The following is a 10,981-nucleotide window of genomic DNA, read 5'->3' as shown; positions in this document are numbered from 1 at the left end:
CATATTGCTGCAACGCACCATGCGAGGCCGTCATGTCCGAACAGCCCTTCGCCTATTCGCTGACCCATGCGGAAAGCGGGTGGACTTGGTGCGTCTATGACGAGGACGGCGAGACCGTGGCCGCCGGCTCGGTCTACAGCCAGTCCGACGCCCAGGCCGCCATCGAGGACTCCATCCGCCTGGCGGCGCGGGAGCTGCGCGCCTAGTCGCGGCCGAAGCCGGCTTGACGGGCGTCGCCCGGGGCGGTCCCATCGGGGCATGGCGGCGCGGACGCGCCGCGCTCCGACCCCTGCAAGGACAGCCTTCGCATGAAACTTCACCTGCTCGCCGCCGCCTCGGCGGCGCTGCTGGCGGCGACCTCGGCCGCCGCCCAGACCCCGCCTGAAAAGCCCACCCCCGCCGAGGCCAAGGCCTTTGTCGACAAGGCCGAGGCCGAACTCGCCGCCTTCAGCGAGTACGCCGCCAAGTCCTCCTGGGTGCGCGCCACCAACATCACCGAGGACACCCAGTGGCTGGAGGCCCGCGCGCTCGGCCAGCAGAACGAGCTGGCCACCGGCTTCGCCAAGCAGGCGGCCCGCTATGACGGGGTGGCGGTCGACCCGGTCACCGCGCGCAAGCTCAAGCTGCTCAAGCTCTATCTGGTGACCCCGGCGCCGGATCGCCCCGGCGCGGCGGCGGAGGTGGCCCGGCTCTCCTCGCGGCTGGATTCGACCTATTCGACCGGCAAGTTCACCTACAAGGGCAAGACCCTGAACCTGAACGACGCCGAGGACATCCTCGCCCACTCGCGCGATCCGGCCGAGCTGAAGGCGGTCTGGGAGGGCTGGCACTCCATCGCCCCGCCCATGAAGGACGACTACGCCAAGCTGGCGGCCCTCTCCAACGAGGGCGCCCGCGGCCTGGGCTTCAAGGACACCGGGGCGCTCTGGCGCTCCAACTACGACATGGACCCCGACGCCTTCGCGGCCGAGACCGACCGGTTGTGGAAGCAGGTGGCGCCCTTCTACAAGAACCTGCACTGCTATGTGCGCGCCCGCCTCAACGCCAAGTACGGCGACGCGGTCCAGCCGCGCACCGGCCCGATCCGCGCCGACCTCCTGGGCAATATGTGGGCCCAGGCCTGGGGCAACATCTATGACGTGGTGGCGCCTGCGGGGATCACGTCCAGCTACAGCCTCGACAACCTGTTGGCCAAGCACGGCTATGAGCCGGTGAAGATGGTCAAGACCGGCGAGGGCTTCTATTCCTCGCTGGGCTTCGCGCCCTGCCGGAGACCTTCTGGGAACGCTCCCAGATCACCCGGCCCCGCGATCGCGAGGTGGTCTGCCACGCCTCGGCCTGGGATGTGGACGACAAGAGCGACGTGCGGATCAAGGCCTGCTTCAAGGCCAACGCCGAGGACTTCTACACCGTCCACCACGAGCTCGGGCACAACTACTACCAGCGCGCCTATTCCGATCAGCCCTATCTCTTCAAGAACTCCGCCAATGACGGGTTCCACGAGGCGGTGGGCGACTTCGCCGGCCTGTCGGCCCTGACCCCCACCTATCTGCACCAGATCGGCCTGCTGGATCAGGTGCCCGGCGACAGCGAGGACATCCCCTTCCTGCTGAAGATGGCCCTCGACAAGATCGCCTTCCTGCCGTTCGGCCTGATGATCGACAAGTGGCGGTGGGAGGTGTTCTCCGGCCAGGTCGACCCGGCCCACTACAATGAGGCCTGGTGGAAGCTGCGGCAGGAATATCAGGGCCTGACGCCCCCCGGCCCGCGCCCGGCCGACGCCTTCGACGCGGCGGCCAAGTACCATATCGCCGCCAGCGTCCCCTATATGCGCTACTTCCTGGCCTATAATTACGAGTTCCAGTTCCAGCGCGCCGCCTGCCGGCAGATGGGCTGGAAGGGGCCGCTGCACCGCTGCTCGGTCTATGACCGCAAGGATGTGGGCGAGAAGCTCAACACCATGCTGGCCATGGGCCAGTCCAAGCCCTGGCCGGAGGCGCTCGCCGCCTTCACCGGCGAGAAGACCACCGACGCCAGCGCGGTGACCGAGTACTTCCAGCCCCTGAACGTCTGGCTCACCAAGCAGAACAAGGGCGAGCACTGCGGCTGGTGAGCCGACCCGGACCCCGCGTTTACCCTGCGCGGCGCCCTATTCGTTTACGTTGATCGGCGATCCTCCCGCGGAGTTTCCTAACCGCGGGGGGACGCAAGCGTGCGTCGGACGTCGAACAGCCAGACCAAGACCAGTCGCCGCAAGGCGCTGCTCGGCTGGCTGCGCGCCGGCGCCCGGGACGAACGCGGCGCCGCGGCGGTGTTCTTCGCCGTCGCCATGATCCTCCTGACGCCCATCGTGCTGGGCATGGCCGACATCTATCTGGGCTCGACCCAGCGCACCCAGCTGCAGGACGCGCTCGACGCCGCCACCCTGTTCGCGGCCCGCTCCACCGCCAATACGACCACGACGGTCGACGCGGTGGGCGACAAGGCCCTGCTGGCCAATCTGGTCCTGCCCACCGGCGTGACCCTGGTCTCCTCGAACTTCACGCTCAGCGGCGACACTGTGATCGGCTACGCCGAGATCACCGCCCCGGCCATCGCCCCGGGGGTCTGGCCGCACGCCAACATCACCGCCAATTCCAAGGTGGTCCGCTCCCTCGACCGGCTGGAAGTGGCCCTGGTGCTCGACAACACCGGCTCCATGGCCGGCACCAAGCTGACCAACACCAAGACCGCGGCCAAGAACCTGATCGACACCCTGGTCACCGCCGCGGCCCAGAGCACCCTCACCGATCCGCTGAAGGTCTCCCTGGTGCCGTTCTCCATGACGGTCCGGGTCCAGTCGACCACCAGCCTGTCGAGCTACAACACCACCACCCACTCCGGCACGGGCATTCCGACCTGGCTCGACCCCGAGGCCAAGGCCGAGGTGGCGGCGGGCACCGACAATTTCGACGTCCAGACCGACCGCTTCAAGCTGATGAAGCAGATGGGCCTGTCCTGGGCCGGCTGCGTGGAGAGCCGCCAGCAGCCCTATGACATCCAGGAGACCGCCCCGACATCGTCCACGCCGGCGACGATGTTCGTGCCCTATTTCTGGCCCGACGAACCGGACTCCAGCGCCGGCTACTGGGGCTACCAGAACGACTATCTGTCGGACGGCACCAACAGCAACAGCTGGCTGACCCGCCAGAGGAACTCGGCCAAGTACACCTCGGCGCCCAGTTCCGGTGACGGTCCCAATGAGGACTGCACCATGCAGCCGGTGATCCGGCTGACCACCACCACCTCGGCGGTGAAGACCGCGATCGACGCCATGGTCGCCACGGGCGAGACCAATGTGCCCATGGGCCTGGTGTGGGGCTGGCACACCCTGTCGCCCAACGCTCCCTTCGCGGATGGCGCGGCCTATAACTCGACCCATCTGCGCAAGATCATCATCCTGATGACCGACGGCGACAACACCAACACCAACCCGTCCAGCTGGAACGGCAACGCCTCCTATTATGAGGGGCTGGGCTATATCTGGCAGAACCTGCTGGGCATCACGAGCGGGTCGGACTCCACCCGCACCAGCAAGATGAACGACCGCTTCACGGCGCTCTGCACCAATGTGAAGAACCAGGGCATCACCATCTACACGGTGGGCGTCCAGGTCTCGGCGAGCTCAAAGACCCTGCTCCAGGGCTGCGCGACCTCGTCCGACAAATATTACGACGTCACGGCGGCCTCCGACCTGAACGCCGCCTTCGCCGCCATCGCCGGCTCGATCAACGCCCTGCGGATCTCACACTAAGCCTGCCGCCTACAGCAGCTTGATCTCGCGCAGCCGCTCCCGAAGGAATTCGTCGGCCGTGATCGGCTGCGGATAGAGGTCCGGCCGCTCGGGGCTGACGCAGGCGGGCAGGGTGGCGATCTCGTAGTCCGGATTGAAGTGCAGGAAGAACGGCGTCGAATAGCGCGGGAAACCCCGGCGCTCCGGCGCCGGATTGACCACCCGGTGGGTGGTGGACGGCAGGACGTGGTTGGTCAGCCGCTGCAGCATGTCGCCGATGTTCACCACCAGCGCGCCGGGCGGCGGGCTGATCGACAGCCAGGTCCCGTCGCGCCGCAAGACCTCCAGCCCGGCCTCTTCCGCCCCGAGCAACAGGGTGATGACATTGATGTCCTCATGCGCCCCGGCCCGGATATTGGGCCCGTCGAAGGGCGCCGGCGGATAGTGCAGCAGCCGCAGGATCGAATTTCCGTCGGCCACCGTGGCGTCGAAGAAATGGCGGTCCAGCTTCAGATATTCGGCGATGGCCTCCAGCACCTTCACGCCCATGGCGTCCAGCGCCTGGAACAGCCAGGCGACGTCGGCGTGGAAGGCGGGAACCTCTGACGGCCAGACATTGGGCGGCATGATCCCGGCGTAGCGGTGGCCGGGCGGCAGGTCGCGGCCCATGTGCCAGAACTCCTTCAGGTCGAAGTGTTCGTGGTTCTTGGCCGTCTCGATCCCGAACGGGGTGTAGCCGCGCTGGCCGCCGGTCCCGACCACATAGGCGCGCTTGACCTCCTCCGGCAGGGCGAAGAAGGCCTTGGCCGTGGCGATGGCGGCCTCGATGCGGCCCTGGTCCAGCCCGTGGTCCGAGATCACGGCGAAGCCGTACTTGGCGAAGGAGTCGCCCAGGTCGCGCGAGAAGCCTGCGAAATCAGCGGCGAAGGACCGGAACGAGACCGGCGTGATGGTGTCGAGGGTGGTCATGCCGCTCCCCTACACCCGCGGACGCCCGGCCTCCAGACCTGGATCAAATTCGCCTCACGACGCGCGCGCCGCCCGCGCGGCCTCGACCTTGGCGGCGGCCTCGGCCTCCTCCTCGTCGTCGATCTCCATCTGATCGAGGTCGGCGCGCAGCAGCCGCTCCATGGTCTCGGCGGCGTCGCGGCTGGCCAGGATGTAGCGCTCCTCGCCCCAGACCGGCGCCAGGCGCTCGAAGGAGGCGATGTCGTGCTTGCGGAAGATGGCCGCGGCCTTGGCCGCCCGCTTGGCCGAGAAGCCCAGGTGCTTGAGGGTGCGTTCCCCGAACTTCAGCCCGCCCTCGAAGGTCTCGCGCTCCACCCCGTGGGCGCCCTTCTTGAGCAGGTCATAGGCATGGCGGCGGTCAAAGGCCCGGGCCAGGATCGTCAGGTGGGGGAAGGCCTCCCGCGCCGCCTCGACGATCTCGACGGCCTTGTCCTGGTCGTCGATCGCCACCAGCAGGATCTTGGCCTTCTCCGCGCCCGCGGCCCGCAGCAGGTCCAGCCGGCTGGCGTCGCCATAGTGCACCTTGCGGCCGAACCGGCGCAGCAGGTCGATCTGCTCGATGCTGGAATCCAGGGTGACGGTCGAGATGTCGTTGGCGATGAGCAGGCGGCTGGCGATCTGCCCGAACCGGCCATAGCCGGCGATGATCACCTCCGGGTCCTTCTCGTCGAAGGGGATGTGCTCCGGCTCCGGCCCCTCGGGATTGGCCCGGTTCAGCACCATGACCTCATAGGCCAGGAAGGCGAGCGGGGTGAAGGCCATGGACACCGCCACGACCGCCGACATCAGCTTCGCCAGCTCCCCGCCCATCACCCCGGCGCCCACCGCGAAGGTCAGCAGCACGAAGGCGAACTCCCCGCCCTGGGCCAGCGCCACGGCGGTGGTGGCGGCCTCGCGCTGGCTCATCCTGGCCAGGCGGCCGACCGCGAACATGGCGAGCGCCTTCAGGATCATGACGCCGGCCACCAGGCCCAGCAGCATGAAGGGCTGGCGGGCGACGACCCCGAAGTCGAGGCCCGCGCCCACGGTGATGAAGAACAGGCCGAGCAGCAGGCCGCGGAACGGCTCGATGTCGGTCTCCAGCTCGCGGCGGAACTCGCTCTCGGCCAGCACCACCCCGGCCAGGAAGGCGCCGAGCGCCGGCGACAGGCCGACCAGCTGCATCAGGGCGGCGACCGCCACCACCAGCAGCAGGGCGAAGGCGGTGAAGATCTCGCGCAGGCGCGCGGCGGCGATGAAGCGGAAGATCGGCTGGGTCAGATAGCGCCCGCCCACCACCACGGCGCCGACCGCCGCGAAGATCGCGACGGCCCTCAGCCATCCGGGCAGGCCGGCCAGCAGGGTCGAATTGGCGCTGGCCTCGACCGCATGGGGAATGGTGGCGAGCAGGGGCAGGAAGGCGAACAGCGGAATGACCGCCAGGTCCTGGAACAAGAGGACGCCAAAGGTCGCCTCGCCCACCGGGCCCTGGCGCAGGCCCTTCTCCTCCAGATTGGCCAGCACGATGGCGGTGGACGACATGGCCAGCACCAGGCCCGACGCCACCGCCAGCTTCCAGGTCAGGCCGAACATCACCGCGCAGGCCGCGATCAGCAGGGCGGTGACCACCAGCTGGCCGCCGCCCAGGCCGAAGATCGCCGTCCGCATCCGCCACAGCAGGGCGGGACGCACCTCCAGCCCGATCAGGAACAGCAGGATCACCACCCCAAACTCGGCGAACCGCATCACGTCGTGCTGCTCGCCGACCAGGTTCAGCATGAAGGGGCCGACGATGATCCCGGCCACCAGATAGCCGAGCACCGAGCCCAGCCCCAGCCGCTTGGCGATCGGCACCGAGACGACGCCCGCGGTCAGATAGACCAGGGCCTGGATCAGGAGGCCTTCGCCGTTCATGGCTGGGTGTCCGGACGGGCGTTTGTGAGCATGGGGCGACTATGGACCGAGGTTTGCGGATTCGCGCAGCGGATTTCCGTTAGGTAGGTTTTCAAATGCTGCAGTGCGGCGTAAGAAATCGGCATGGCTGACAAGGTACGCAAGGACGCGGTCGAAGCGCTCTCCGGGGTGCTGTTCGACGGCATGACCATCATGGCCGGCGGCTTCGGCCTCTGCGGCATTCCCGAAAACCTGATCGCGGCGATCCGCGAGACCGGGGTCAAGGACCTGACGGTGATCTCGAACAATTGCGGGATCGACGGCTTCGGCCTGGGCGTGCTGCTCGGCGCCGGACAGATCCGCAAGATGATCTCCTCCTACGTCGGCGAGAACAAGCTGTTCGCCGAGCTCTATCTCTCCGGCAAGCTGGAGCTGGAGTTCAACCCGCAGGGCACGCTCGCCGAGCGCATCCGCGCGGGCGGGGCGGGCATCCCGGCCTTCTTCACCAAGACCGGGGTCGGCACCCTGGTGGCGGAGGGCAAGGAGGTCCGCGAGTTCGACGGCGAGCTCTATGTGATGGAGCGCGGCCTGACCGCCGACCTGTCGATCGTCAAGGCTCACACCGGCGACGCCGAGGGCAACCTCGTCTATCGAAAGACCGCGCGGAACTTCAATCCGATGATGGCCACCGCCGGCAAGGTCACCATCGCCGAGGTCGAGCACCTGGTTCCGGTCGGCTCGATCGACAAGGACCACATCCACACGCCGGGCGTCTATGTCGACCGCATCTTCCAGGGCGCGAGCTTTGAGAAGCGGATCGAACAGCGCACCGTCCGCACGAAAGAGTCCGCCTAATGGCCTGGTCCCGAGACGAGATGGCGGCCCGCGCCGCCCAGGAACTGCGCGACGGCTTCTATGTGAACCTCGGCATCGGCATCCCGACCCTGGTCGCCAACTACATCCCCGCCGGCATGAGCGTCACCCTGCAGTCGGAGAACGGCATGCTGGGCATGGGGCCCTTCCCCTATGAGGGGGAGGAGGACGCCGACCTGATCAACGCCGGCAAGCAGACGATCACCGAGCTGCCCAGCTCCTCCTATTTCAGCTCGGCCGACAGTTTCGCCATGATCCGCGGCGGCCATATCGACCTTTCCATCCTGGGCGCCATGCAGGTGGCCGCCAATGGCGACCTCGCCAACTGGATGGTGCCGGGCAAGATGGTCAAGGGCATGGGCGGGGCCATGGACCTGGTCGCGGGCGTCAAGCGCGTGGTCGTGGTCATGGAGCACACCGAGAAGTCGGGCGCGGCCAAGCTGGTCAAGGCCTGCTCCCTGCCGCTCACCGGCGCGGGCGTGGTCGACATGGTGGTCACCGACCTGGGCGTCTTCCAGGTGAACCGCGGCAAGACCCCGGTCGCCCTGATCGCACTCGCCCCCGGCGTCACCCTGGACGAAGTGGTCGCCAAGACCGAAGCGCCCTTCGAGGTGGCCCTGGGCTGAGCGGCCTCGACGGGTGAATGAAGTTCATCCGTCCGCGATAGAACTCATGTGAGGCGCCTGCGGCGCGGGGCTACTGCTCCGGTGTGACGGAGGAAGCCCCATGCGCCAACTGACCTTCATCGAACCCCGCCGCCTGGAGTGGTGGGACGTGCCGGCCCCGCGGCTGGCCGCCGACACGGACGCCATCGTCCGGCCCCTGGCCGTCGCCCGGTGCGACCTGGACCTCTATATCGCCACCGGCTTCGTCAGCACCTATCCGGGTCCCTTCGCCTTCGGCCATGAAACCGTGGGCGAGGTGGTGGAGGCCGGCGACGCCGCCGGCGTGTCGCCCGGGGACCGGGTGGTGGTGCCGTTCCAACTGTCCTGCGGTCGCTGCGCGACGTGCCGCAAAGGCTGGACCAACGCCTGCGAGGCCTATCCCTTCGCCGCCGCCTATGGCCTAGCCCCGACCTCGGGCCGGGATTTCGGCGGCGCGCTCAGCGACCTGATCCATGTCCCCTTCGCCGACCATATGCTGGTTCCGCTGCCGCCCGGGGTCGACCCGGTGGTCGCCGCCAGTCTTTCCGACAACATCGCCGACGGCTGGCGCGCCGTCGGACCGCAGCTGGCTGAGCGGCCGGGGGCGACGGTGCTGGTGATCGGGGGCCTGGCCCAGAGCGTGGGCCTCTATGCCGCCGGCGCCGCCGTGGCCCTGGGCGCCGGCCGGGTGCTCTATCTGGACGACGACGCCGGCCGCCGCGATCGCGCCCGCGCCATGGGCGCCGAGGCCGAACCCCTGGCCCTCGCCGAGGGCCGCCAGCCCGACCAGCCGTTCGATATTGTCGCCGAGGCCGCCGGAACCGAAGCCGCCCTGGGCTTCGCCATCCGCTCCTGTGCGCCCAACGGCGTCCTGACCAGCATGGCGATCCATCTGGGCGCGCTCACCGCCGTGCCGCTGACCCGCGCCTATTACAAGGGGATCACCTTCCATACGGGCCGTGTGCAGTCGCGACCGATCTTTCCCCAGGCCCTCGACTGCATCGCCTGTGGCCGCTTCCATCCGCAGGACGTGACCCATCGGGTCGCGACCTTCGCCGACGCGGCCGATCTGATGACCGATCCCGGTCCGAAGCTGATCTTCCGGTGCGAGGCGGCGGACTGACCGCCGACGTCTTGCGGACCGCGCCTGATGGTCTAGCGTCCGGCGATGACCGCCCGACCGCCGCCGCCCCTGGCCAGCCTGCGCGCCTTCGCGGCGGCCGGTCGGCTCGAAAGCCTGAAGGACGCCGCGCGTGAACTCGGGGTCACCGCCTCGGCCGTCAGCCATCAGGTGCGCATCCTCGAAGACTGGGTCGGCGCGCCGCTGTTCGTGCGCGAGACCCGCCAGCTGCGGCTGACCGAACCCGGGCGCCGGCTGACGGCGCGCCTGAACCAGGCGTTCGGCGACATCGACCGGGCCCTCGCCGAGGTCCGTGCGGAGGAGACGACCGCCGTCCTGCGGATCAGCGCCCTGCCGCTGTTCACCTCCGTCTATCTGATCCCCCGGCTGCACCGGTTCGAGGCGCGCCATCCCGGCGTCGCCATCCAGATCGACACGCCCAACCGGATCGTCGATTTCGACCGCGATCCGGTGGATCTGGCGATCCGCAACGCCAGCCGGTCGCCGGGTGGCCTGATCAGTCACAAGCTCCTGGACCTGCGCGCCGCCCCGCTCTGCGCGCCCGCCGTGGCCGCCGGTCTGAAATCGCCGGCCGACCTCACCGAGGCGACGCTCATCCATATCTCGGCACGCCCCGACGGCTGGCGAGACTGGCTCAGGGGGCAGGGGCTCGAGGGGCTGGAGCCCCGCGGCGGCGTCACGGTCGACACCCTGCCGGCGGCTCTGGATCTGGCGGCCCACGGCCGCGGCGTGATGCTGGGCCTCGATCCCCTGGTCTGGGATGCGCCTCAGGCGGAACGGCTGGTCACGCCGTTCGCCTCGGCCCCGGTCAGCGCCGGAAGCTATGTCCTCGTCCACCGGCGCGAGGACCGCAGCCGCGAAGCGATCCAGGCCTTCGTCCGGTGGATCCGTCAGGAGCTCCGGGCCGACGCCGTCCGCTATGCGCGGCTGAGATCCGCCCACGCCGGGGGCGAGGAAGCCTAGTTCTCAACCACCACCGGCGCGTCGAACGCCGTGACCTCGCCGTCGACGCCATAGGTCTTGCGCACCCGATCATGCCAGGCGGGGCTGAACCAGGCGTCTGCAGCCGCCGCGCTTTCGAACAGATAGATCCCGCCGAAGCGGCCGTCCTCGGCGATCGAGAACCACTTGTGGATCAGGCCCGGCGTCTTTTCATAGGCGGGGACCGCCTGGTCGAAGCCGGCCCGGATCGCCGCCGCGGGCGTCCCCGCCGGGGGACGGATGCGCACGATACGGGCGACGGCCTTGCCCTCGGCCAGCGCCGGCGATCCCGCCGCCGGCCCATTGATCGCCACCGGGATGTCGAAGCGCCAGACGTCCAGCCGGCCTTTCGACTGGGCCGCCAGATCTTTGAAATAGGGGCTGGCCAGATAGGCGTCGGCCGCGGCCCGGCTGTCCCACAGATAGATGCCGCCGCGGGTGCGCTGGGCGGTGATGTAGAAATACTTGGTCCGCAGCCCCGCGATCGCGCGGTAGTCGGGCGCAAGCGCCTTGAACCGACGGATCACCAGGGCGCGCGGCGCGATGGCGGGCAGGTCGCGGTCGACCACGATCGCGTAGAGATCGCGACCGGTCGAATGGGCGCCGGTCTGGGCGTGGGCGGTCCCCGCCGCCAGTCCGGCGGCGAGGATCGATACGGAGGACAAGAGGGCTTTCAGCATGGCGGGCTCC

General features: G+C 68.8%; 9 protein-coding genes and 1 pseudogene. 7 read left to right on the top strand and 3 right to left on the bottom strand.

Going from position 1 to position 10,981, the window contains the following annotated elements; translation table 11 throughout:
- The first annotated feature begins 32 nt into the window (after positions 1–32).
- The 3 genes and pseudogenes from MQH10_RS13160 to MQH10_RS13150 all read left to right on the top strand — a co-directional run bounded on the left by MQH10_RS13160 (position 33) and on the right by MQH10_RS13150 (position 3,793).
- On the top strand, positions 33–206 hold the full coding sequence (locus MQH10_RS13160) for a hypothetical protein (RefSeq protein WP_242564491.1): 174 nt from the start codon (positions 33–35) through the stop codon (positions 204–206).
- Positions 207–308: 102 nt separating this feature from the next.
- A pseudogene (locus MQH10_RS27095) lies at positions 309–2,113 on the top strand (M2 family metallopeptidase).
- Positions 2,114–2,212: 99 nt separating this feature from the next.
- Positions 2,213–3,793, top strand: a complete 1,581-nt coding sequence (locus MQH10_RS13150; protein WP_242564490.1) for a pilus assembly protein TadG — start codon at positions 2,213–2,215, stop codon at positions 3,791–3,793.
- Positions 3,794–3,802: 9 nt separating this feature from the next.
- Here the strand turns inward: MQH10_RS13150 and MQH10_RS13145 are convergent, their stop codons facing one another.
- Positions 3,803–4,741 carry an isopenicillin N synthase family dioxygenase gene (locus tag MQH10_RS13145; protein WP_242564489.1) on the bottom strand — a complete coding sequence of 313 codons (939 nt, stop codon included), beginning with the start codon at positions 4,739–4,741 and terminating at the stop codon, positions 3,803–3,805.
- Between the two features lie 54 nt (positions 4,742–4,795).
- Positions 4,796–6,673, bottom strand: a complete 1,878-nt coding sequence (locus MQH10_RS13140) for a monovalent cation:proton antiporter-2 (CPA2) family protein (protein ID WP_242564488.1) — start codon at positions 6,671–6,673, stop codon at positions 4,796–4,798.
- 123 nt (positions 6,674–6,796) lie between these two features.
- Between MQH10_RS13140 and MQH10_RS13135 the strand changes: the two genes are divergently transcribed.
- The 4 genes from MQH10_RS13135 (at position 6,797) to MQH10_RS13120 (ending at position 10,273) form a co-directional block, all read left to right on the top strand.
- Positions 6,797–7,507 (top strand): CoA transferase subunit A, encoded by a 711-nt coding sequence (locus MQH10_RS13135; protein ID WP_242564487.1) that lies wholly within the window; start codon positions 6,797–6,799, stop codon positions 7,505–7,507.
- The gene (locus MQH10_RS13130; RefSeq protein WP_242564486.1) at positions 7,507–8,151 is read left to right on the top strand and encodes a 3-oxoacid CoA-transferase subunit B; all 645 of its coding nucleotides are present in this window, start codon (positions 7,507–7,509) and stop codon (positions 8,149–8,151) included. The genes MQH10_RS13135 and MQH10_RS13130 overlap by 1 nt, the downstream gene beginning before the upstream one ends.
- A gap of 100 nt (positions 8,152–8,251) precedes the next feature.
- Complete coding sequence (locus tag MQH10_RS13125) at positions 8,252–9,292, top strand: zinc-dependent alcohol dehydrogenase (RefSeq protein WP_242564485.1); 1,041 nt, start codon at positions 8,252–8,254, stop codon at positions 9,290–9,292.
- Positions 9,293–9,337: 45 nt separating this feature from the next.
- Complete coding sequence (locus tag MQH10_RS13120; protein ID WP_242564484.1) at positions 9,338–10,273, top strand: LysR substrate-binding domain-containing protein; 936 nt, start codon at positions 9,338–9,340, stop codon at positions 10,271–10,273.
- On the opposite strand, the gene MQH10_RS13115 is transcribed toward MQH10_RS13120, so the two are convergent.
- Entirely contained in the window at positions 10,270–10,971 is a 702-nt protein-coding gene (locus MQH10_RS13115; protein ID WP_242564483.1) for a YdhR family protein, read from the bottom strand. The two genes, MQH10_RS13120 and MQH10_RS13115, sit on opposite strands and share 4 nt — an antisense overlap.
- Positions 10,972–10,981: the final 10 nt, after the last annotated feature.

Origin of the sequence: Phenylobacterium aquaticum, from assembly GCF_022695515.1 — a bacterium.
Classification (GTDB): Bacteria; Pseudomonadota; Alphaproteobacteria; order Caulobacterales; family Caulobacteraceae; genus Phenylobacterium; species Phenylobacterium aquaticum.
This window is presented reverse-complemented; position numbering and strand designations above follow the sequence as displayed.